The organism is Elusimicrobiota bacterium, assembly GCA_018816525.1.
Taxonomy (GTDB): Bacteria; Elusimicrobiota; Endomicrobiia; order CG1-02-37-114; family XYA2-FULL-39-19; genus OXYB2-FULL-48-7.
The window spans coordinates 14,915-38,515 of sequence record JAHIVV010000019.1 but is presented as its reverse complement, the minus strand read 5'-3'; the positions used below and the strand labels follow the sequence as shown (position 1 = coordinate 38,515).

General features: G+C 40.7%; 26 protein-coding genes. 7 read left to right on the top strand and 19 right to left on the bottom strand.

What is annotated here, in order from left to right; translation table 11 throughout:
- Positions 1-42: 42 nt before the first annotated feature.
- The 19 genes from KKH91_02335 to KKH91_02245 form a co-directional block, all read right to left on the bottom strand.
- The gene (locus KKH91_02335; protein ID MBU0951656.1) at positions 43-507 is read right to left on the bottom strand and encodes a nucleotidyltransferase; all 465 of its coding nucleotides are present in this window, start codon (positions 505-507) and stop codon (positions 43-45) included.
- Positions 485-694, bottom strand: coding sequence for a hypothetical protein (locus tag KKH91_02330; protein MBU0951655.1), 210 nt, complete (start codon positions 692-694; stop codon positions 485-487). The genes KKH91_02335 and KKH91_02330 overlap by 23 nt, the downstream gene beginning before the upstream one ends.
- A 160-nt stretch (positions 695-854) precedes the next feature.
- The gene (locus KKH91_02325; GenBank protein ID MBU0951654.1) at positions 855-1,466 is read right to left on the bottom strand and encodes a 4Fe-4S dicluster domain-containing protein; all 612 of its coding nucleotides are present in this window, start codon (positions 1,464-1,466) and stop codon (positions 855-857) included.
- Positions 1,463-1,792, bottom strand: coding sequence for a monovalent cation/H(+) antiporter subunit G (gene mnhG / locus KKH91_02320; GenBank protein ID MBU0951653.1), 330 nt, complete (start codon positions 1,790-1,792; stop codon positions 1,463-1,465). Before mnhG ends, KKH91_02325 begins: the two co-directional genes overlap by 4 nt.
- A complete protein-coding gene (locus KKH91_02315) occupies positions 1,785-2,120 on the bottom strand; it encodes a multiple resistance and pH regulation protein F (protein MBU0951652.1) in 336 nt (111 codons plus the stop codon). The genes mnhG and KKH91_02315 overlap by 8 nt, the downstream gene beginning before the upstream one ends.
- 23 nt (positions 2,121-2,143) lie before the next feature.
- A complete protein-coding gene (locus tag KKH91_02310; GenBank protein ID MBU0951651.1) occupies positions 2,144-2,638 on the bottom strand; it encodes a Na+/H+ antiporter subunit E in 495 nt (164 codons plus the stop codon).
- Entirely contained in the window at positions 2,635-4,086 is a 1,452-nt protein-coding gene (locus KKH91_02305; protein ID MBU0951650.1) for an NADH/ubiquinone/plastoquinone (complex I), read from the bottom strand. Before KKH91_02305 ends, KKH91_02310 begins: the two co-directional genes overlap by 4 nt.
- 10 nt (positions 4,087-4,096) lie before the next feature.
- Positions 4,097-4,441: a sodium:proton antiporter gene (locus tag KKH91_02300; protein ID MBU0951649.1), complete on the bottom strand. Its 345-nt coding sequence runs from the start codon at positions 4,439-4,441 to the stop codon at positions 4,097-4,099.
- Complete coding sequence (locus KKH91_02295) at positions 4,438-4,923, bottom strand: hypothetical protein (GenBank protein MBU0951648.1); 486 nt, start codon at positions 4,921-4,923, stop codon at positions 4,438-4,440. Before KKH91_02295 ends, KKH91_02300 begins: the two co-directional genes overlap by 4 nt.
- On the bottom strand, positions 4,920-5,447 hold the full coding sequence (locus KKH91_02290; GenBank protein ID MBU0951647.1) for a DUF4040 domain-containing protein: 528 nt from the start codon (positions 5,445-5,447) through the stop codon (positions 4,920-4,922). Before KKH91_02290 ends, KKH91_02295 begins: the two co-directional genes overlap by 4 nt.
- A 9-nt stretch (positions 5,448-5,456) precedes the next feature.
- Positions 5,457-7,298: a hypothetical protein gene (locus KKH91_02285; protein MBU0951646.1), complete on the bottom strand. Its 1,842-nt coding sequence runs from the start codon at positions 7,296-7,298 to the stop codon at positions 5,457-5,459.
- Positions 7,282-8,496, bottom strand: coding sequence for a nickel-dependent hydrogenase large subunit (locus KKH91_02280; protein MBU0951645.1), 1,215 nt, complete (start codon positions 8,494-8,496; stop codon positions 7,282-7,284). The genes KKH91_02285 and KKH91_02280 overlap by 17 nt, the downstream gene beginning before the upstream one ends.
- A 7-nt stretch (positions 8,497-8,503) precedes the next feature.
- Positions 8,504-8,935 (bottom strand): NADH-quinone oxidoreductase subunit C, encoded by a 432-nt coding sequence (locus tag KKH91_02275; GenBank protein ID MBU0951644.1) that lies wholly within the window; start codon positions 8,933-8,935, stop codon positions 8,504-8,506.
- Position 8,936: 1 nt separating this feature from the next.
- Positions 8,937-9,362 (bottom strand): NADH-quinone oxidoreductase subunit NuoB, encoded by a 426-nt coding sequence (gene nuoB, locus KKH91_02270; protein ID MBU0951643.1) that lies wholly within the window; start codon positions 9,360-9,362, stop codon positions 8,937-8,939.
- A gap of 6 nt (positions 9,363-9,368) precedes the next feature.
- A complete protein-coding gene (locus KKH91_02265; protein ID MBU0951642.1) occupies positions 9,369-10,277 on the bottom strand; it encodes an NADH-quinone oxidoreductase subunit H in 909 nt (302 codons plus the stop codon).
- Complete coding sequence (locus KKH91_02260; GenBank protein MBU0951641.1) at positions 10,274-10,807, bottom strand: 4Fe-4S binding protein; 534 nt, start codon at positions 10,805-10,807, stop codon at positions 10,274-10,276. Before KKH91_02260 ends, KKH91_02265 begins: the two co-directional genes overlap by 4 nt.
- On the bottom strand, positions 10,808-11,635 hold the full coding sequence (locus KKH91_02255) for an FAD/NAD(P)-binding protein (protein ID MBU0951640.1): 828 nt from the start codon (positions 11,633-11,635) through the stop codon (positions 10,808-10,810). It lies immediately after the preceding gene.
- Positions 11,623-12,657 (bottom strand): 4Fe-4S dicluster domain-containing protein, encoded by a 1,035-nt coding sequence (locus KKH91_02250; GenBank protein MBU0951639.1) that lies wholly within the window; start codon positions 12,655-12,657, stop codon positions 11,623-11,625. The genes KKH91_02255 and KKH91_02250 overlap by 13 nt, the downstream gene beginning before the upstream one ends.
- Before the next feature lie 260 nt (positions 12,658-12,917).
- The gene (locus KKH91_02245) at positions 12,918-13,976 is read right to left on the bottom strand and encodes an HD domain-containing protein (protein MBU0951638.1); all 1,059 of its coding nucleotides are present in this window, start codon (positions 13,974-13,976) and stop codon (positions 12,918-12,920) included.
- Between the two features lie 197 nt (positions 13,977-14,173).
- On the opposite strand from KKH91_02245, the gene glmS reads away from it, so the two are divergent.
- From glmS to KKH91_02210, 7 genes are all read left to right on the top strand, one after another.
- Positions 14,174-16,000, top strand: coding sequence for a glutamine--fructose-6-phosphate transaminase (isomerizing) (glmS, locus tag KKH91_02240; GenBank protein ID MBU0951637.1), 1,827 nt, complete (start codon positions 14,174-14,176; stop codon positions 15,998-16,000).
- A 32-nt stretch (positions 16,001-16,032) separates the two neighbouring features.
- A complete protein-coding gene (locus KKH91_02235; protein MBU0951636.1) occupies positions 16,033-16,287 on the top strand; it encodes a hypothetical protein in 255 nt (84 codons plus the stop codon).
- A 127-nt stretch (positions 16,288-16,414) separates the two neighbouring features.
- Positions 16,415-17,512 (top strand): glutamine-hydrolyzing carbamoyl-phosphate synthase small subunit, encoded by a 1,098-nt coding sequence (gene carA, locus KKH91_02230; GenBank protein ID MBU0951635.1) that lies wholly within the window; start codon positions 16,415-16,417, stop codon positions 17,510-17,512.
- Entirely contained in the window at positions 17,505-19,163 is a 1,659-nt protein-coding gene (carB, locus tag KKH91_02225; protein MBU0951634.1) for a carbamoyl-phosphate synthase large subunit, read from the top strand. The genes carA and carB overlap by 8 nt, the downstream gene beginning before the upstream one ends.
- Positions 19,160-20,542 (top strand): amidophosphoribosyltransferase, encoded by a 1,383-nt coding sequence (locus tag KKH91_02220; protein ID MBU0951633.1) that lies wholly within the window; start codon positions 19,160-19,162, stop codon positions 20,540-20,542. Before carB ends, KKH91_02220 begins: the two co-directional genes overlap by 4 nt.
- Positions 20,543-20,546: 4 nt before the next feature.
- Positions 20,547-22,151: a CTP synthase gene (locus tag KKH91_02215; protein ID MBU0951632.1), complete on the top strand. Its 1,605-nt coding sequence runs from the start codon at positions 20,547-20,549 to the stop codon at positions 22,149-22,151.
- Between the two features lie 137 nt (positions 22,152-22,288).
- Entirely contained in the window at positions 22,289-23,599 is a 1,311-nt protein-coding gene (locus KKH91_02210) for a nodulation protein NfeD (protein ID MBU0951631.1), read from the top strand.
- Positions 23,600-23,601 lie beyond the last annotated feature (2 nt).

The window sequence follows — 23,601 nt, the reverse complement described above, 5'->3', positions numbered from 1 at the left end:
TTACTCTGACTTTCTATAGGATGGTTTGGACGACTTACTCGGCTACTTTTTCTTTGACTTTTTCAACCTTTTTAAATCTTTAATATCTTTATTTCGTCCAAAATATTCCTTCAATCTGATCAAATCCTTTTTCGAAACAAAACATACCTGTGTCCCCTTAAAAGTTCCGATTTCTTTATGAGAATAGGCCTCTTCAAAAGACAGCCCTTTTTGAGTATTAAAAATATCTATCCTATTCGGCTCCTGACCGATAAAAAATATCTCTTTATCTCCTAATAATGTTTCCCTGCCAATTTCAATCCCGCAGAATTCCTTTATTGCTTTTACGCATTTTTCAGCGTTAGCTTCTGTTTTCCTAATCCAAAAATCAATATCCTGGGTTTCTCTGGGTATTTTTGTGTGAAATATAGTGGAATAGGCACCGATAACAAGGTAATCAACCTTGTTTTTATTAAGAAGCTCTATAAATTCTCTATAATCGTTCTCAACCTGCTTTTCTTGTACCATACGAAGACCTGTTTATCTCTTCAGAATCCTTAGATTCAAAAAAATTCTTTCTCCTCTTTCTTATCTTTGCTAATATAACTAGAGCAGTTTCAAAATCTTTCGCTATATTTAAAGATTCAACTTCTTCGTGCGTGCCTGTCCCAAAAAACATTTTCTGCCCATTTTTATTGATTGTTTTTATTTTCATGTTTACTGCATCCGTAAAGAAATAATTAGTACTAGAGGCACGAAACATCCCGTAGCTACAGGTGAATTGAGTAATATTTTACAAAATATAAAGCGGGTTTTCAATGAAACGTATTACAAAATTGTTACCATGGGCAAATTCCTGGTTATTTTCTGAAGGGTTACTTTATGCCGTATTCATCGAAAAGATGAACGGCACGGCGGCATTTGGGGCAGGATAACTTGAATAAATCGGCACGGGAAGTGCCCTTAATATCCGGGTTTGGGATATTGTTTTGGCTGACGCCTAATTGCTGCTGAAGGTTTGTTAATAAAACATAGTTGCCATAAGCCATAGGCCCGAGTTTTTTGGCAGTCCAAAGCAGCTGGTCAACCGGAGCGATTATTTCACCGCATTTCTGGCATATAAGCAGTTCTTTTTCAACTTCTGAAAAGAGCGTTTTCCTGTCAAAAACCGAAAGGTCATATTCCGTATTTGAAAGTTTCACCCCTTCCTGGGTAGTGCAAAGCCTTTCGCATTGCGCGCAAAAAATACAGAGGTCATAATGCCAGATAACTTTGCGTTTATTGTTTTCATTTAGCACTTCAATAGCGTTTGCCGGGCACACTTCCGCGCAGGCGCCGCAACCGATACAGCCTTTTTCGTTTGGGATAGGTTTTCCCCTGAAGCGTTTTTCGGGAGTATGGGGTTCGTAAGGAAACCGATTGGTATAGGGACCCTTAAAAACCGCCTTAATTGCTTCCCCTAATTCTCTTAATTTTGGGTATTTCATTTTGTTTTATCTTCTTCGTATTTATCGCAAACAGTTTTTTCCCATTGTTTTACCCCGGAAAGATGTGCTGCGCGGGAAATTGCATGAGCTGAAACCGGTGCAGTTAAAAGTAAAAACACAGCGCAAAATAACGCTTTTATTCCTACATCGTTGAATCCGTGTATTACAAAAACACCAACCATAATGCCGCAAGTGCCGAACGTCACGCATTTTATTGATGCATGAAGCCTGTTATAAAGGTCCGGCAGTCGCACCAGCCCCAGGCAGCCGATAAAATCAAACAATATTCCTATTCCTATAAACACATAACCTATTATTTCAATCATCGAAGCTTTTCCCCTCTAAGAATTTTGCTAAAGCTATAGTGGCAATGAAAGACTGAAGAGCCCAGGCGATAGCTATTTCAATAAAAAATGTCCTTTTTGTGAATACGGTCATAATTCCGCAAAAACCGATCACCAGAACACCCAAAATATCTATTGCAACAACACGGTCCGCCGGAGTAGGGCCTTTATAAATTCTCCAGAGACACATAAAACATGAAGGCAACAACAGATTGATAGCCCGCAAGAACCCTGATAATTCCATGGTGAAATTAAAATATATATAAGCACCCAAAACTAGTAAACCTATAAACCATTTAAAAAATCTCATTACTTCCTTCTTTACACCCAATGCTATTCGAATATTTTTTCTAATATTGGTTCGTACTTTCCTATTATAATTTTAGTAGCTTCTTCTATATCCTGAGTAACCACGTTCATCCAATGCACATAAAGAAATCCATTTTCGCTGTCCACATCAATTGTGAACGTTCCTGGTGTTAGTGTTATTGTGTTTGCCAGGTATGTAAGCGCCGCATCGCTTTTGAGTTTGGTTCTAATTTTTACTATCCCGGGATTTATCGGTAAATTCGGATGAAGAATCCTGTATGCGCCGTCGATATTGCCTTTTATCATCTCCCAGAAAAAAATTAAAAGGTAGTAAACTGCCCAAATATACCTTCTGGGTTGTTTCAATTTCCAGGGATTGCGAATAAACAAATCGCCCACAGCCCAGGCAATGAATAAACTAACCAACAAACCTACAAGAACAAATTGCCAATTAAGCGACCAGGTTAGCGCCAGCCACCACGCAAATGCAAGAATGAATGAAAGTATTCTGCTTTTCATATTTTTATCCCGTTAAGCAAGACACTAACCGCCGGGTCAAACACAAATGACCTTATAGCAGGCACGAGCAATAAACCAAAACCAATACACATTAAAGACAGTATGATCATTGACAAGCACATTAACCAGGGAACTTCTTTCAATTCTTTCCACTGTTCTTTTAGCTCGCCAAAAAAAGCGTATTTTTGCACTTTTAAAAAACTTGACAAGGTCAGCAGGCTTACAACAACCGCAATGAACCCCAGCCAGAATTTTCCCGCCTGAATACAGGCGAAAATTATTATAAATTTTGACCAAAATCCGTTGAAGGGAGGAATCCCCGCGATTGACATAGAGGCTATTAAACTCGTACTGCCCGTTATAGGCATCTTGCCGGAAAGCCCGCCCAATTGTTTCAAATCACGCGTGCCTGTTGAATATTCTACTGCGCCTGCATTTAAAAACAGCAGGCTTTTAAAAACACTATGATTTACCAGGTGAAACAAACCGCCCAGAATACCAAGCGGTGTCCCTAACCCTATACCTAATAATATATAGCCTATCTGGCTTATGGAATGATATGCCAGCAGCCGTTTGAAATCCCACTGGTAAAAAGCGAGCAGTACCCCTACAACCATTGAAATACATCCAAGAACAATTATAACTTCTTTTAATTGAGCATTCATTCCTATTACGTTAAACAGAACCCTGATAAGGGCATATACTCCCAATGATTTAATCAGCACTCCAGAAAGAAGCGCTGAAATCGGCGATGGCGCCGAAGAATGGGCGTCCGGCAGCCAGGCGTGAAAAGGCACAATAGCCGCTTTAGTCCCAAACCCGACAATAAAAAGAACCACAATAAAATTAATAAGTTTAGGATTCGGCTTTGCAGAAAGCACCCGGGCAATATCAGCCATATTTAGAGTTGAGGCGTATGCGTAAAGCAGGCCTATTCCTAATAGAACCATGAGCAAACCGACACTGCTCAAAACCGCATATTTAAACGACGCTTCAAGCTGTTCCGGCTCAACTACATATGACACAAGTATATAAGATGCTATTCCGCCTATTTCTATCCAGACAAAAAGATTAAAAATATCCCCGGTAAGCAGCGCAGCGTTCATACTTGCGTGCATAACCAGAAATAACGCAAAATAAATCCATTTTGAAGTATATTTTTCTATATAAGGGATGGAATAAATCGCAGCCATGAGAACAACCACGTTAACAACGGCAAGGAAAAGAAGGCTCAAACCGTCACCGACAAGAGTTATGCCCAATGGCGGCGCCCAGCCGCCGATATTATAAGTAAAAACTTCTTTTGCCAACAATAATTTAATTGACAATATACTAAGAATTGCGGGAATAAACCATCCCATAAAATAGCTGATATGTTTTGAATATTTCCCAGCAAGAAATATTATAAATGCGCCGCAAAGAGGCAAAATAATAAAAAGCGTTAACATTTTGTTGACGTTATCCTTTTAAACGGTTCACTTTTCTTATATCATAAGTACCGTATTTTTCGTAAATGCGCATTGCAATTAACACAAGTACAAATGTTATAGCAAGCCCTATAACGACATTTGTAAGAATTATTGTCTGCACAACCGGGTCAACCATAATCTCCGGGCGGGGCTCTTTCAGCGAAGAAAATATCGGCACAGTCCCGCTATTTTTATAACCTATAAGAATGAAAAAAAGGTTCACTGCATATTCCATTATCGCAAGCCCTATTATTATTTTAATCAGGTTCCTTTTTATCAGTATCGCATAAAGCCCGAGGCAAAATAATACCAAACATAAAAAATATTCCGTCACAGTTTCCTCCCAGTGTTCTTATCTCCGCCGCCCGGTTTATAAACTATTAAGGCTAAAAATATCGCGCAAAATCCTGACGCAACAGTAAGAGATATTGCCAGGTTCATCAAAGGCATTATGCCGGAACTAAAAAGCGAAAAAGGCTGCCCTATGTAATCAACTCCGGGTTTCCGGAAAAAATTATATAAGAAGGCTCCCTTAGTGAAACCAATTATCCCCAGCAATAAAAATGAAAACGCCCCCAGCCCGATACAAAGCTTTATGGCTCTTTCAGTTATTCTTTTGAAAGCGACATCTTTACCAAAAGCAAGCATTATATGGATAATTGAGAGCGCAACTATTATACCGCCGGCAAAACATCCGCCGTGTACCAGGTGTCCGTTCATAATGAAATACATGCCGAACATCAATATTAGCACTACGGTGTACCGGGTTATGGTTTTTACAATAAGGGTCATTCCCTGGGCGGGTTTCTTTATCATTTTTTATCCTTATTTACGTATATTTTCTTCCTGGCAATAACAACAACGCCTATAGCTGCGGTAAAAGCAATTACAATTTGCGCAAGCATATCAAACGACCGGTAATCGAGCATTATTGCAGATACGATGTTAGGAACTCCTGTCTGCCTGAACCCGTCTTTTAAATACAAAAAGCTGAGTTTCATGGCCGGGTTCCCGAATTTTGGAATTTCCAAAATAGCCAGGCTGGCAAAAACAAGAAAAAGCCCCATAAGTATAACGCTTATAGAAGTGGCAATGAATCTTCTTTCTCTTACATTTACCGTATCTTTTATACCGACAGCGCGTATAAGAATAACCAGCGATAAAATTTCAACGACAAGCTGCAGTATTGCAAGGTCAGGCGATTGAAGAAGGAGAAATACAATAGCAAGCCCGAGCCCAACAGCGCCGATTGAAACAACAGCGCCCAGCAAATCCGATGTGCCTATGGCAATAGCTGCTGCGATAATCATAAATACAAGTAAAACCTGAATCTGTATCATAAGTGATTCCTAATGCCCGGTTATTATAAAAAATAAAACTATTATTCCTAAAACACTCCAGGCAAGGTATATATGCATATTGCCCGTATGAATTTCAGAAAAAACCCGGGCAATTGCTATCACGACACTTTTACCTACATCATATATGTCAAAAACCTTCTTTTGGGCCAAAGCATATATTTTCTTTAAAATAGTAATATCTTGTATTGTCTGGTAGAAATCCACTCCGGTAACTCTTACTTCTTCCGGCAGGCTTTCACCCCCGATAAAAGCTTTCTCCCGCCTTATTTTTGAACCAAGCGCATTGCTTAATAAGTAAATTAATCCGCCGGCAATCAGGCAGCTAATGATTAGCAGGCTCGCAAGCCCCGGCTGCCAGAGTCCCGGCAGTCCGGCCGTTACTCCGGGGATATTTAACGCTGCCAGGGCAGGAAAAATGAAATACTTTAACGGAAAACCAAAAGCGAAGACGCCGAACACTGCGCAAAGCAGCGCTAAAACTGCCTGCGGTATCCACATTTGCCAGGAAACGTCTCCCGTGCCTGTCTGAGCAGTTTGGGGTTTTTGAGCGAAAAATATTGCATGAATAAGTTTCATAAAACTGGCTAGTGTAAGCGCTGAACCAAACATGGCCGCTACGAGAATCAGCACAACAGCTAAACGCCCGCCTGAAATCATAAGTTTTTCTATAAGCCCCTGGTAAATCATCCATTTGGAAACAAATCCGTTAAACGGAGGAACACCGGAAATTGACAGGGACGCAATAACAAAAGTTATAAATGTTATCGGCATGCTTCCGCGCGAGGCAAGCCCGCCAAGTTTATCCAAATCGGTGGTGCCTGTTTTCTGTTCAACCGAACCGCCGCACAAAAATAAGCAGGATTTGTAAATTGCATGGTTCAACATATGAAATATTCCGCCTGCTATTCCTATGGGATTCCCTGTTCCTATTCCCAATACCATATAACCAACCTGCGAGACCGCGTGGTAGGAAAGAAGTCTTTTCAGGTCATGCTGAATCATAGCCATAAAAACTGCGGCGATAATCGTAAATACCCCGATGAGCATCAACAACATAGAAAGCCCCGGGGTTAAGGTAAAAACATTTAATGAAATCCTTGCCAGTAAATAAATGCCCAGCAATTTATCCAAAGACGCAGGTAAAAATGCTATAACCGGCGATGGCGAAACTTCAGCCATATCAGGAATCCAGGTATGAAACGGCATCGCCCCCGCTTTAGCAAAAGCGGCAAATGCAAGGCACAAGAAAGCTATAATTGATAGTTTAGAGTTTAAAGTTGAGAGATGTATTTTATCTATCTGCATCGTGCCGGAAAGGAAAAATATTATTGCTATGCCAAGAATCATAAAACAATCGGTACCGCCGATGATTATAAAAGTTTTTTTAGCAGCAGCATTCCCTGAAGGATAGGTCTGTATGAGCATATATAACGTAAATCCTAAAAATCCCCAAAAAACAAGTAAAAGAATAAAATTATTTGAAAGAATAGCGCCGAAGGATGCGCTTAAAGACCCCAGGATGCAGGCATAATAGATATTCATCCTGGAACCTGCTTTGAAATACTTCAATGAATAAAGAACAACTAAAAATCCAAAAACCCCGATTGCCAAAACAATGAATTTATTTAAGTTGTCTATTTTGAAAAGCTCATAACTCAAAAACTGGTAATTGGCTATAGGCATCAAGAAAACCATATAAGCCAAAAGCAGGCATACTGCCGATGCTGTTACAGCTATTGTTTTAACAAAAAAATCATTTTTCCTGGGCAAAAGCAGGCAAAGGGCGCCGGATAAAAATGATATAAGCAGTAAGTTAGCTATTAATTCCATATTCCTTCTTTAATTGCTGGGTTTTTTCCTGGCTTAATCTTATCAAATCTTTTCCCGAAAGAATTCTTTTATCTGTTTTTTTATCAATAACAACACATCTCTCCGTACAACAATAACAGGGATCAACAGCGCCGAGCGTTATTGCAGCATCTGAGATAGTTCCGCGCGTTGCGGCTATCTGGTTTGTAGCTACATTCATATATGAAGGAGCCCTTATTTTATGCCTGACAGGCCGGTTTGAACCGTCGCCGCGCACATAGTGAAAAACTTCCCCGCGGGGCGCTTCATGGCGGCCTATTCCCTCGCCGGCAGGAATTGTTTGTATTTTCATGTCAAAATTACCTTCAGGTTCTTTTTTCAAACCTTCAAGACAGCCTTTAATAATCTTGATCGATTCATACATTTCTAAAATCCTTACAACCATTTTATCAAAAACATCTCCATTCTGCCTGGTGATAACTTTCCAGTTAACCATGCCATAAGCGGCATAAGGGCTGTCCCGACGAATATCAATATCTATACCGCTGGCTCTGGCTATAGGCCCCACTGCGCAATAATTTATCGCTTCCTGTTTTGTAAGCGTGCCGACGCCTTTCGCGCGGGCTTGAATTACAGGGTCGTCCATAACAGCGCCCTTGAAAAGGTCTATGGCAGGAATCAAATCGTCGCACATTTTCATAATTCTTGGAATGTCTGCATTAATTATATCAAGCCTCACTCCGCCAATTTTAAACATTGCGTAATGCTGCCTGTTTCCCGTTATAAATTCAAATAAATCAAGCAGTGGTTCCCTGTACTTCCAAACCCACATCCAGACAGTATTGTAGCCGATAAAATGGCCCGCAAGCCCCAGCCACAGTAGATGGGAGTGCAACCGTTCCATTTCTCCTATGATTGACCTGATATATTTTATTCTGTCGTTTACTTTTATATCTGCAAGGTCTTCAACAGCATTTACATAAGCAAACGGATGCGATGTCGAGCATATTCCACAGATTCTTTCTACCGCAAAAGCGACCTGGTCAAAATGTTTGCTCTCGGCTAGCTTTTCTATACCGCGATGGTTATACCCCAGTTCAATATCAAGTTTTGTTACGTTTTCCCCTTCAACATAAAGCTTGAATAACTCCGGCTCTTCCTGGAGAGGGTGATAGGGCCCTATCGGTATAACAGTCTGTTTCTTTTTTTCTTCCGTCATAAAATCCTTATTCCGTCTGCCTGAGCGGATATTTGCCGTCCGGCCAGGATGAATCCAACAGTAATTTTTTTAAGTTTGGGTGATTTCTGAAATTAATACCCAGCATTTCGCACATTTCTCTTTCAATCCATTCAGCTCCTACGAAAAGAGGCGTGATAGAATCTATTTCCGGTTTCTCTTTTTCATTTAAGAATACCCGTAAAGTAACCACTTCGCCGGTTTTGTCATAAGAGAAATGATAAAGAATTTCAAAACCGCTGCGAATATGAATACCCGTAGCAGTAATAAAACGAAAACCCATCCCATGAAATAATATTTTTGTCAGTTTTACAATACTTCCTGCATCTACGTCAAAATAATGCCTTTTTGCATTTTTTTCGAAGTATTTTACAGTTTCACTGCCAAATTTTTCTTTAACTTTTTCCGCAATACTTTCCATATTATTTGCTTTTCAGCGCCTTTATTAGTTTTACTATCCCCGCTATCATGGCTTCCGGTTTGGGCGGGCAACCCGTCACATACGCATCAACAGGAATTATTTCATCAAGCGGTTTAACAAAATTATATGAATGCCTGAACATATTCCCTCCGCAGGCGCAGGAACCTATGGCAATAACAACACCCGGCTTGGGCATCTGTTCATAGACGTATTTTATTTTTTTTGCCGTCTTCACGTTGGGCACGCCGGTAACCAGCATGGCATCCGCGTGCCTGATGCTTCCTACAAGAGTCATTCCGAATCTTTCAATATCAAACCTAGGTGTAAGGCAATCCAGGATTTCTATGTCGCAATTATTGCACGGGCTGCAGGCCGCGTGAAACACGTTTATAGATTTCGTAAGCGCATTTAAAGTTAATTTGCTCATTTTATCCTATAACCCCAATAAAACCAAGACTATTGCAAGCAATGCTATGCCGGTAACCCAGGTCCAGAAAAACTTCACAGCCTGGTTGATTTTTATCCTGGGGTTAGTATTTTTAATAAGAATAATTATTACAAGAACCGCTATATACCTTAAAACATTGCCAAAAAATGTGGCAGCGGGCATGAATAAGGCTACAAGAAAACTTGGGATCACAAAAAGCATCATCCATTTCGTAAGCTTGAAAATTCCCAGAGGCAGCCCCGAATACTCTATGGCCGGCCCGGCAATTATTTCCTGTTCTGCATCAGGAATATCAAACGGCGCCGCGCAAAGCTTTGCCTGGACACATAAAATTCCGGATATAAAAGCTACAATACCTGCGGCAGAGCCTAAAAACACCCCGTTTGCGAGCTGATAGGCTACAATATCGCCAATTCTTATACTACCTGCTTTTATTACAGGCACTAGAATTGATAATATAAATGGCATTTCATAAGATAGAATCAATTTCATTTCGCGGCTCGCGCCGATTGAAGCCATGGGATTATTTGAAGCAAACCCGCCTATGATCACGGCAATTGAGGGTATAGAAAGCAGATAAACCACCGCTATCAAATCCCCCACAAAAGTGCTTTGCGGCGACATAATATTATTCCAGACAATCGTAGAAACCAGCGTAATGGCAGCCAGCCCGAAAAAGGGCGCCGATAAAAATGTAAGAGCAGAAGTTTCCGCAGGCACATTTATTTCTTTCCCGAGCAATTTAACAAAATCGTAAACCGGCTGGAAAAGCGGCGGGCCTTTTCTCCATTGTACCCTGGCGCTTACTTTTCTGTCTACATAACTTGCAAACATCCCCATTATGCCTGCAAATAAAAAACCCGGGAAAATTAAAATGTTATATAATGCTCTCACGGCACACCTGCTTTTGCGTCCTTATTCCAGGACAATCCTTTTACAGCAAAATAATCATTTATGACAAATATATTCTTTTCCCTGGATTCTTCTACTTCTATATATTGAAGCGCCTTTGAAGGGCAGGTTTCAACGCAAAGCGGCGGCTCGCCGTTGGCTCTGCCGGCACAATAATCACATCCTGATGATTTGTACGGCAATATTTCGGGATAAATCGTTCCGAATGGGCACGCAATACTGCAAGTCTTGCAGGAAGTGCATTTCATCATATAACGCTGTAAAATACCTTTCTCGTCCTTATCAAGCGCTTCCTGCGGGCATGAGTTCACACAGAACTTTTCTTCGCATCTGCGACAAACCAGATACTGCGCAGCTTTGGCAAAAAGTTTTTCTACTCCGTTATTTATTATTTCTTCTTTCAACAGGCCTTCAGTATGATGATAGAAATAACTGCATAAGGCGGAACATTCTTTTCCATCAGTCCTGCACTTGTAGCAAATTTCTATATCTAACAATATTCTTTTCATCATTTATGCCCAAATTTCCGGTTCGTCTTTTAACTGCTCGTAAGTAAATACCGGGCCGTCTTTACAACAATAATGGGGGCCTACCCCGCAATGCCCGCATTTACCAAGCCCGCAGCTCATATTTCTTTCCATCGACAGATAAATGTTTTCAGGTTTGTACCCCTGCTGAAAAAGTTTTAAAGTCGTGAATTTCATCATTATCGGCGGCCCGCAAACTATTAACGCGCTATTTTGCTTATCTACCGAAGTTTTATCAAGCAGGCAAGTAACGAGCCCTACGGTTTCATTCCAACTGGCATTATCCGGGCATTTGTCAACGCTTCTTTGTATTTTAAGGCCTTTTATTTTTTTCCAGGCCGGGAAAAGGTATTTATAAACAACATCATCCGGCGTTTTTGTGCCATAGCAGAGAGTTATTTTTTTGAACTTATTTATCTGGGCAACTAAAGTGAGCAAAAGCGACCTAAGCGGAGCCAGCCCTACGCCGCCGCCCATTATCAATACTTCCTTACTATAGAACTTCTCTACCGGGTAACCTTTTCCATAGGGGCCCCGCAGACCTACAACATCCCCGGGCTGAAGTTTGTGTATTTTTTCGGTATTTGTACCTACCTTCATTATTGTGACTTCCATTGTGTCTTTAACAAAAGGAGAAGATGATGGCGTAAATGCGGATTCCCCGGAACCAGGAATATTTAAAATAATAAACTGGCCTGTTGAAAAAGCCAGAGGCTGTTTGGGCCTTAATACAAAAGTTTTAATTAACGACGTTTCGTCAATTACTTTTTCTACTGTGGCTTCTATCGGTAGATAAGGGTTCATTTCATTAATTCGTTGATTACGTTTCTGATATCTATTTTGCAGGGGCTTACGACAAAACACCTGCCGCAGCCTGTACAGCCGTATAAATCAAAATTTTCTTTGCGGTAATTTAATTTGCACTGGTATCTGTTTCTGAAACGTTCATAAACTTTAGGCCTCGAGTTTCCTCCGCCGGCAGTGCGGCCGTGCGTGGTATAATGACAGGCGTCCCATAAACGCAGTTTCTCGAATAATTCATGGCCTTCTTTTGATTGTTCGTTTAGGTAAAAACAATAACAGCTCGGGCAGATATTGTTACAGCCGGTGCATTGCACGCAGGTTTTGCAGTAATCTTTCCAGGATTCCGAAAGAAACTTTGTTTTTGTCAGGTTATGGAAATCGGCGTTCTTAATTTTTGCATAATTTTTATTTACTTCATCAAGCTTTTTGAACGACTGCTCGCGCATAGCTGTTCTTTGACCCAGCTGTTCATCGGAAGGATCTTTAAAAAAAGCCAGGGCCTGCTCCATTATTTTTTCACCTGCTTCAGAACCAGTTTCTACAATATAACCTTCTTCGATAGTTGAAAAATTCAAGTCATAGGTTTGTTTTTGATCTTTGTCCGGGTATGGCTTGCCGTCGCCTATAAAAGAACAGAAACACATATGCTGGGGATCAGGGCAGTCGCTTCCGAACAAAAGAGTGTTTTGTCTGTTTCTCTCGTAGAATGGGTCAACTACTACCCCGCTTAAAAATACGTTATCAAGCACTTTTATAGCGTTTAAATCACAGGATTTTACGCCAAAAATTATATTGGGTTTTTGCGAAGCAGCATCCAGCTCTGATGCGGAAGCTTCCTCATTGTGGGTAAAAAGAAACATCTTTATAGGCGAGCTGGATCTGATTACATCTATGTTTAGGGTTTCCGGAGTTTCATTTTTCGAAAATATTTTATAGGCCAGGTCTTTGGTAAGATAGAAAATATTGTTGTCTACCGATAGGGTGTCAAGAAAACCGTTAATGTCGCTTTTTAATATGAATTGGAGTTTCATTTTTATCTGGATTTTTTAATTGTGAGATATCCCGCAAATTGGTAACTATTTAACAAAATTTCAACAAAAAAGTCAAATAGACGCATCATATTCTTAGAGGCATGAATTACTTTTGCGGCAAGTTTAATTTTAGGGCTTAAGAAATCTTTATATCGTTCACTAATTTCCGAAATGATTGTTTTATTGTCCGCGGATATGTTTAAAACTATACAAATTTTCTTTTCCCAAGCATATTCTGAATTTCGCAAAACAGGAACCCTTCAAATGTTCTTAACCCACCAGCGCCTTGCTTTCAATTCCAACACAAGTTTCTTGTCTTCAAGTTTAAGCATGGTTTCGTCCACGCATTTGGTAATATATAAGACACTGCTTTTACGCAGATCGACGAATTTCTGGTCAGATACTTTTTTATTTTCGCAATCAACAATAATCTTAAGATTGGGGCGTGTCGGCAGTCCGGGATTTGAGCTTATAACTCTCGCAACCTGTTCATCATTTAAACGCACATAACTGCCTATAGGATAAAGAGAGATTTTTTCAATAAATAATTTCACCATATTCATATCAAAGTCAGCGTCAGCCATATCAATCATTTTTTTCAGCGCTTCGTGCGGAAGTATTGCTTCACGCCAGCTTCTCGGATGAGTCAAGGCTTCGTACACGTCGCAAATGCTGACTATTTTTGCAATAACATTTGTCTGCTCGCCCGACAAGCCTTTCGGGTACCCTGAACCGTCTTTTCGTTCGTGCACCTGCGTAATTACGGCATCCAGAAAAGTTTTTGTTTGGGGCGACATATCGACATTTTCCAGCAATTCCCTGGAATAATTGGGATGTTTTTTAATTTCGTTAAAATCATGCTGAGAAACTTTTGAGGATTTTGAAACAACACTCACAATTTTTATCATGCCTGTATCATGCAGCAGTGCGCTTAAAGCTATTTTTTCAAGATCATCCGATGAATAGCCAAGCGCAATTGCAAGAGCTGTAGACAAAATACAGGTATTTACGCTATGGCTATATAGGTAGAGGTTGGGTGTTGTGCGAGTGCACAAAATAATAAGCTCTTCGTTGTTTGCAATTAACAGGGCCGTTGTTTTGCGGGCGATATTCAATAACAGATTGATGTCCTGTTTGGTTTTTTCAATATTAGCGAAGAGTTTTTTTACAGTATCAATCGCTTCATCATAGGCTTTTTCTGCGGAAGCAAGCTGATGAATTTCTTTAATTAAATCTTTTGGCGCTTCTGCGTCTTCGTGAATCTCTTCGGAAAACGTGGGCGGGTACTCCGGGAGCCCTTCGGGCTGTTGCTGCGGCATGCCTGGCTTCTTCTTTAATATGTCTGATAAACGCATACTTAAATATATAAAATTCCCCAGGTTATGTCAAACTTATTTACGGTTTTGTAATTTGGCAGGCCATAATAAAATTTGATTTAGTTTAAGAATTAATGTACAATGATTTAAATATTTATAATTAGGCAAATCCTTGTCCAAATTAAAAGGAAACAAAAAAAATGTGCGGAATAGTCGGCTATATAGGAAATAAATCTGTTGATTCAGTCCTGCTGGTTGGGCTGGAAAGACTGGAGTATAGAGGTTACGATTCAGCCGGCATTGCCACAATAAATGACGGCGAACTTGCTGTATGCAAAAGAAAGGGCAAATTGAAAATACTGAACGATTGCCTGAAGGAAGCGGGGCTTGGGGGCAATGTTGGTATCGGCCATACCCGCTGGGCCACGCACGGTGAACCCTCCGAAAATAATGCGCACCCGCACACCGACTGCAAAAAAGAAATAGCTGTTGTTCATAACGGTATAATAGAAAACTATCAGGCTTTGAAAGAAAGACTTATTGCCAAGGGGCATATTTTTGAATCCGAAACCGACACAGAAGTAATACCCCACCTTATAGAAGAATACCTCGGAGAAGGGCTTGAGGACGCAGTCAGGAAAACAATACTTGAATTAAAAGGGTCTTATGCTATCTGCGTAATCAGCGAAAAAGAACCTGATAAAATTATTGTCGCAAAAGCCGGCAGCCCCATCATAGTAGGCCTGGGGGAAAAAGAAAATTTCATTGCATCTGACGTTACCGCAGTGCTGCCGCATACAAAAAATGTAATCATTCTCAACGACGGCGAGCTTGCCGTTGTAACCCAAAACGATGTAACTGTAACCAACCAAAAAGGAGTAATCTTAAAAAAAGAAATTGAAAACATCAGCATGAAAGCGGAATCCCTGGACAAAGGCGATTATAAGTTTTTCATGCTTAAAGAAATTTATGAGCAGCCCAAATTAATAAAAACCATACTGAACCAAAGGATAAAAAACGGAAATTCAATTATTTTTGAGGATATGAACCTCAGCAATAATTATCTCGCAAAAGTTAAAAGAATAATTATCCAGGCGTGCGGAACATCCTGGCATGCGGCTCTTGTGGCAAAGTACTGGCTGGAAAAATATGCCCATATTCATACCGAAGTTGATGTTTCCAGCGAGTTCAGGTACAGAAACCCTATAGCTGAAGGCGATACATTGATGCTTGCAATTTCCCAGTCAGGAGAGACAGCCGATACGCTTGCCGGCATCCGGGAAGGCAAAAGCAAATTCATTAAAGTATTATCAATCGTAAACGTGACAAAAAGCACGATAGCTCGCGAATCCGACGGGATAATACCCATTATGGCGGGCCCGGAAATAGGAGTGGCTTCAACAAAAGCTTACACAACCCAGCTTGTAGCGTTGTACCTTTTTGCGCTTTATCTGGGTAAACTCAATTATTCTATACCTGAAGAAGAAATAATTTCAAAACTTGACGGTTTGAAAAAAATACCGGAAATTTTGAACTCAGTCCTAAAAAACCAAGATACGATATTAAAATGCGCGGATGAATATTATACAAGAAAAAATTTCATCTTCCTTGGAAGAGGCATTAATTTTCCAAATGCGCTGGAAGGCGCCCTTAAATTAAAAGAAATCTCTTACATACATTCAACCGGGCACCCTGCCGGAGAGTTTAAGCACGGGCCGATTGCTTTAATAAATGAAACTACTCCGGTTGTATGCCTGACGCCGAAAGATGAATTATACTCAAAAATGGCAAGCAACATAGAAGAAGTAAACGCAAGGAAAGGAAGCATAATTTCCATTGCGACGCAGGGAGATACAAAAATCGCAGGTATTTCCAAACACGTTATTTTTGTTCCTGAATGCCAGCAGGATATTTCCCCCATTGTCACCGTGCTGCCCCTGCAATTACTTGCTTATCATATCGCGGCCAAGCTCGGCTATGACGTTGACAAACCGAGAAATCTGGCTAAAAGCGTAACAGTGGAGTAGGGGTGCATAACCTGGGGTATTAAGGAGGGCAAATGCCTAATGCAAGAAGAGAGATGACGCAGGACGTAATGCTTATTTTAAACAAGGAAGAAACAGGCAAGAGCATGTATGTTTTAAGAGTGGTCAGCTGGAACAAACAAAAACCCAAACTTGAAAAGAGAGCTTTCTGGAAAAAGGAAGGCGAAGACGAAATGAAAATGAGCAAAATAGTCGGGCTTAATGCCGAGGATATAAATATTATCCTGGAAAAAAAGGATGATATACTGAAAATATTGGCCAATAAATAAGCAAAAATTATTTGATTTACAAACAATAAAATGCTAAACTTTACTTCCAGGACAAGGTAGTTTCTATCCGGCCTTTCTTTTTAGGGCAAAATTTAAACATTAACTTTCCAAACTAAACAATCATTTTATGGCAAAAAACATCCAGACATGTTTTATAGCTTTAGAAGACGGAACCTTTTTTGAAGGCAGGTCTTTTGGAGCCTCCGGTGAAAAAACCGGTGAAATCGTATTCAATACCAGCATGACCGGTTACCAGGAAATATTGACCGACCCTTCCTATAAAGGCCAGATGGTCACAATGACTTACCCGCTTATAGGCAATTATGGCATCAATAAGGAAGACTTCGAATCAGCAAAACCCTGGGTTGAAGGTTTCATAGTTAAAGAATACAGCAAAATAGTAAGCAATTGGAGAAGCCGGCAAAGCCTGGGCGATTTCCTTAAACAGCACGGCATAGTCGCCATAGAAAGCGTTGATACCAGAGCCCTGACGAAACATTTAAGAAATCAGGGAGCCATGAGAGCCTGCATATCAACCGAAAAACGCACCGCTAAACAACTTATTCAGAAAGCCAAAGATTCCCCCGGCCTTGAAAATATAGATCTTGTAAAAGAAGTAACCTGCCGTAAACCTTACCAATGGAATAAATCCGGCAAACATAAAGTTATTGTTATAGACTGCGGCGTAAAATATAATATTCTTAATGAATTATCAAAAAATGACTGCCAGGTTACCGTAGTACCCGCAAAAACATCTGCAAAACAAATACTTGAACAAAAGCCCGACGGCCTTATGTTATCCAACGGGCCCGGAGACCCCTCAGCAGTAACCTATGTCGTTCAAACCGTTAAAGAATTGATAGGAAAATTGCCCATATTCGGGATTTGTCTTGGGCACCAGATGCTGGGCCAGGCGCTTGGCGGTAAAACTTTCAAACTTAAATTCGGGCACCACGGCGGAAATCATCCTGTAAAAGACCTCAAAACAAATAAAGTACATATAACAGTCCAGAACCATGGATTCTGCGTTGATATTAATTCGCTGAACAAAAACGATATTGAAATAACTCATTTGAATTTAAATGACCAGACCAACGAAGGAATAAAACACAAAAAACTTCCTATATTCTCGGTGCAGTTTCATCCTGAAGCTTCTCCGGGCCCGCATGACGCAAGTTACCTGTTCGGAAATTTTGTTAAACTAATGAAGGAAAACAATGCCTAAAAGAACGGATATAGAAAAAATACTTATTATTGGTTCGGGCCCGATAGTTATAGGGCAGGCCTGCGAATTCGATTATTCAGGCACGCAAGCCTGCAGGGCTCTTAAAGCAGAAGGGTTTAAAATAGTCCTGGTTAACAGTAATCCTGCAACCATCATGACAGATCCCGAAATCGCCGACAGCACTTATGTGGAACCTGTAACAGCGGAAGTAGTAGAAAAAATCATTGAAAAAGAAAGGCCCGACGCGCTTCTTCCCACGCTTGGCGGGCAAACAGCGCTCAACGTAACTATAAAACTTGTTGAATCAGGAGTTTTAGAGAAATATAATGTTGAATTAATCGGAGCAAAAAGCAAAGCTATCAAAATGGCTGAAGACAGGGGATTATTCAAGGAAGCAATGACACGTATCGGCCTGGAACTTCCAAAAAGCGGCAATGCTCATAATATGCTTGAAGCTACTGAAACAGTAAAAGAAATCGGCTTTCCTATTATTATAAGGCCCAGCTTCACGTTAGGCGGAACAGGCAGCGGCGTCGCTTACAATATTGAAGAATTCAATGAACTGGCGCCCAGGGCACTTGAAAGCAGTATGATCAGCGAGATACTTATTGAAGAATCCGTAATCGGCTGGAAAGAATTCGAATTTGAAGTGATGAGAGACCTTAAAGATAACGTTGTTATTATATGTTCCATAGAAAACCTCGACCCTATGGGCGTTCATACGGGCGACAGTATTACCGTAGCGCCGGCGCAAACGCTAAGCGACAAGGAATACCAGTTAATGCGCGATGCCTCAATAAAAATCATCAGGGAAATCGGTGTTGAGACCGGCGGCTCCAATATACAGTTTGCGGTAAATCCCGACAACGGCAAGATGGTAATAATTGAAATGAACCCGAGAGTATCAAGAAGTTCCGCTCTGGCCTCAAAAGCAACAGGGTTCCCGATAGCAAAAATCGCTGCAAAACTCGCAGTCGGTTATACCCTGGATGAAATCCCCAACGATATTACCAGAGAAACTCCTGCCTGCTTTGAACCGAGCATTGATTACTGCGTAGTTAAAATACCAAGATTTACTTTTGAAAAGTTCCCTCGCGCTGATACTACTTTAACCACATCAATGAAGTCGGTAGGTGAAGTTATGGCCATAGGCAGGACTTTTAAAGAAGCCCTGCAGAAAGGCCTGCGCGCCCTTGAAACCGGAAAATCCGGGTTGGTTGATTTAGTTATAAAAGGTGTCAGCACTTTCAGCCAGGAAGAAATTGAAAATAAATTAAGAGTCCCGAACCCTGACAGGATATTTTACATAAAACTTGCTTTACAAAGGAATATGAGCGTTGATAAAATTTTTGAACTTACTAAAATTGACAGGTGGTTTCTTTTCAATATCAAGGAAATTGTTGAAATGGAAAATAATATAAAAAAATACAACAAAAAAAAGATAACTTCACAGCTTCTGCGCAGCGCAAAAGAATACGGATTTTCAGACAAACAGCTTGCAAAACTGCTTGGTAAGGATGAGCTTTCAATTTATAAACTCAGGAAAAAATTCGGCATACTGCCCACCTATAAAGTAGTAGATACCTGCGGCGCCGAATTTGAAGCTTATACGCCTTATTATTATTCCACATACGAAAGCGAAGACGAATGATTAAAGATTACTGCGGTATTTTTGGTATTTACAACCACAAAGACGCAGCCCAACTGACTTACCTGGGGCTCTATGCGCTGCAGCATAGAGGGCAGGAAAGCGCCGGCATAGTTGTCTCCGACGGCAAACAATTCAAATATCATAAAAAGATGGGCCTGGTCACCGATGTCTTCAAACAAGAAGACCTGGAAAACCTGGAAGGGCACCTGGCCATCGGCCATGTACGCTATTCAACCGCAGGATCCTCATCGCTTAAAAACGCCCAGCCCTTCGTAGTAGAACATTTTGCAGACCCTCTTGCCATAGCGCATAACGGGAACCTGGTAAACACCGTTGAACTAAGGTCCAAATTAGAAAAAAGCGGTTCTATTTTTCAGTCTACTATGGACACAGAAGTTATCGTCCATCTTATTGCAAAATCAAAAAAAGAAAAATGGGAAGACAAACTCTGTGATGCGCTCAGGGCTATTAAAGGCGCTTATTCGCTGGTCCTGCTTACCCGCGATACGCTCATTGCGGCCAGGGACCCTTTTGGTTTTAAACCTCTTTGCCTCGGGAAAAAAGATGACGCTTATGTAGTCGCTTCTGAAACCTGCGCTCTGGATCTTATTGAGGCAGAATATGTAAGAGACATAGAACCGGGTGAAATCCTTTTTATCAACGAAAACGGGCTTAAATCATTAAAACCTTTTAAAAAGGAAAAACATGCATTCTGTATTTTTGAATATATATATTTTTCCAGGCCCGATAGTTACATATTCGGAAAAAATGTTCACGTCACCCGTAAAAACCTGGGCCGGGCGCTGGCCAGAGAAGCAAAAATAAAAGCTGACCTGGTTATACCCGTGCCGGATTCTGGAATCTGCGCCGGGCTGGGTTATGCGGAAGAGTCCGGGATACCGCTTGATATTGCGATTGTAAGAAATCATTATGTGGGAAGGACCTTTATCCAGCCGTCCCAGTTTATCAGGGATGTCGGCGTAAAAATAAAACTGAATCCGGTTAAAGAAGTCATTAAAGGCAAAAAAATTATAATAGTTGAAGATTCAGTGGTGCGTGGCACTACCAGCCGGGTAAGGGTAAAAACTTTGCGCGAAGCCGGGGCAAAAGAGATACATATGTGCGTTAGCTGCCCCCCTCACAAATTCCCCTGCTTTTACGGAATTGATTTCCCGACCAAAAAAGAACTTATTGCGAATAATTATTCGATGGAAGAAATTGCAAAATTTATCGGCCTCGACAGTATACATTACTTAAGCCTGGAGGGCATGCTAAAATCCATGCCCCTGCCTAAAGAAGAATTCTGCACTGCCTGCTTTAACGGCAAATATTGCATAAAGGTAAAAGACGAAATATCCAAATTGGCTTTAGAGGAATAAAATCATGAAACAAACCAAATTCATTTTTGTAACCGGCGGGGTTGTGTCATCTTTAGGTAAAGGTATAACAGCTTCATCTTTAGGAACTGTACTGAAAAACTGCGGGCTTAAAGTCAACATGCTTAAAATCGACCCTTATTTGAATGTTGACCCGGGGACGATGAGCCCCTTTCAGCACGGCGAAGTATTTGTAACCGAAGACGGCGCGGAAACAGACCTGGATTTAGGCAATTATGAAAGATACCTGGATGTTAATTTCAGCCAGGAAAACAATATAACCAGCGGAGCCATATATGATACTATAATTACAAAAGAACGCCGAGGAGATTTTTTGGGAGCCACTGTCCAGGTTATTCCTCATGTAACGAATGAAATCATCGACAGAATATGGAAACTTTCCGAAAATAATAAATGTGATGTGGTTATTATTGAAATAGGAGGTACCACCGGAGACATTGAAGGCCTGCCATTTCTTGAAGCAGCAAGGCAGTTTGCCCTCCAGGTAGGCCGACAGCATGTTTGTTTCATACACGTCACTCTGATACCTTACATACGCGCCGCAGAAGAATTAAAAACCAAACCGACCCAGCAAAGCGTTGCAAAATTGAGAGAAATAGGAATCGAGCCTCATATTCTCATTTGCAGGACTGAAAAACCTTTAAACGACGAACTAAAAGCGAAGATTGCCCTATTTTGCAATGTTAGAAAAGACTGCGTCATAGAAGAAATGGACGTGGAAACAAGCATTTATGAAGTCCCTCTCACATTCAAAGCAGCGAACCTGGAAAGAATTATTTCCTATATACTTGGCCTTGAAATGAAGACCTGCGACCTCAGCGCCTGGGAAAAAATACTCGACACGATAAAAAATGCGCAGGACCAGGTCACTATTGCGATAGCGGGAAAATACACGAACCTTAAAGACGCCTATAAAAGCATCTGTGAATCTTTGGCCCATGCCGGAATTGCCAACAATACCAAAGTTAAAATAAAATATGTCAATGTAGAATGTAAAAATATCGAAGAAGAACTTAACGGAGTCAATGGCATACTTATTCCCGGAGGATTCGGGGACCGGGGCATTGAAGGCAAAATAAACGTAGTAAAATATGCCAGGGAAAATAAAGTGCCGTTTTTCGGCCTCTGCCTGGGCATGCAATGCGCCGTAATTGAATATGCCAGAAATGTATGCCATATGAAGGATGCAAACAGCACCGAATTCAATCCTAAAACGCGCCATCCGGTGATTCATTTACTGGCCGAACAAAAAGATGTTTCTCATAAGGGCGGAACTATGAGGCTGGGCGCCTATCCGTGCAAAATTGACAAAAAATCGCCTTTAGCGTATAAAGCATATAAAAAAGAACTTGTTTTTGAAAGGCACAGGCACCGTTATGAGTTCAATAATAAATACAGGACGGAATTAACAAAGAAAGGCCTTTCAATTGCAGGGCAGTACCAGAAAAAAAATCTCGTTGAAATAATAGAGCTTAAAGACCATCCGTGGTTTGTTGCAGTGCAATTCCACCCGGAATTTAAATCCCGGCCGACAAATGCGCACCCGCTTTTCAGAGATTTTGTAAAAGCGGCGCTGGAGCAGGCGAGATAGGGGATTGTGGGAAGCTAATACAACAACTGTTTTAAGCGGTAAATATTGCAAACCAGATAGTTTCCGACTCAAGAATTTGATGCGCATAAGCTATTAGAAAATGCTATAATCAGGAAAGCTTATTTAGGAGAACTCGCATGAAATTTATCAAATATTTATTCATTTTCAACCTGCTTAATTTTACGCTGGCGGCCGATAAATGTTATTCGGAAACTTATTTAATGGAAATCGACGGAATAATCAACCCGGTTGTGGCTGACTATATTTCAGACGGCTTTAAAACAATAAAAGAAAAGGATACAGTAATAATCAGAATGAATACCCCGGGCGGATTGATGGATTCTATGCAGCAGATAATCAAATCAATGCTCAATTCCCCCAATCCGGTTATCGTCTGGATAGGCCCTCCGGGCACCAGGGCGGCATCGGCAGGAGTATTTATTACTATGGCCAGCGATATTGCCTGTATGGCACCTGAAACAAATATCGGAGCAGCTCATCCTGTACAGATGGGAGGCGGCGCTATGCCTGGATCCGGTGAAAAAGATTCCAAACAGGATAAAGTAATGGAAGGTAAAATCACAAATGACGCCGCGGCCTACATGCGCTCAATTGCGGGCGAAAAGAAAAGAAACTGGAAGTGGGCAGAAGAATCCGTAACAAAGAGCCTTTCAATAACATCAAGGGAAGCACTGGATAAAAAAGTAATCGAATATATTTTCCCAAACTTGGATGAATTGCGTGAAAAACTTGATAGTAAAAAAATAAAAAAGCTCAACAAAGAATTCACTGTTCATACAAAGGGTGATATAAAAACTATCGCCATGAAACCCTTTAAGAAATTCCTTAATATGATTGCTCACCCGAATATTGCATTTATATTCCTTACTTTAGGCGTTTATGGCCTGATTTATGAATTTTCTTCTCCCGGAATCGGCCTGGGCGCAATTGTTGGAGGCATTTGCCTTATTCTTGCATTTTTCTCCATGCAATTACTGCCGGTAAATACAGCAGGACTGTTGATGCTTATCTTAGGATTAATTCTGATGGCTGTAGATGTGTTTAACCCGACAGTTATTTTAACTATAGGCGGATTAATATCATTTGTTATGGGCGGTTTGATGCTTTTTGATTTTCAGGGAAAATTTATTTCCATTTCTGTAAGTTTAGTACTGACTGTCGCACTGGCATCACTATTGTTTTTCATTTTTGTTGTAAGAGCAGTAGTAAAAGTCCGCAAAAGAAAAATAACTACCGGAAAAGAAGGGCTTATCGGAGATAAGGGCACGGCAAAAAACAATTTTTCCGGGCCGGATTCAAAAGGAATGGTATTTATTCAAGGTGAATTATGGAGCGCGCAATTAGTTGAAAATTCGGAGGTGAAAGAGGGCGATAGTATTGAAGTTGTGGATGTAGTAGGTAATCTATTAAAAATAAAAAAAGGGTAAAA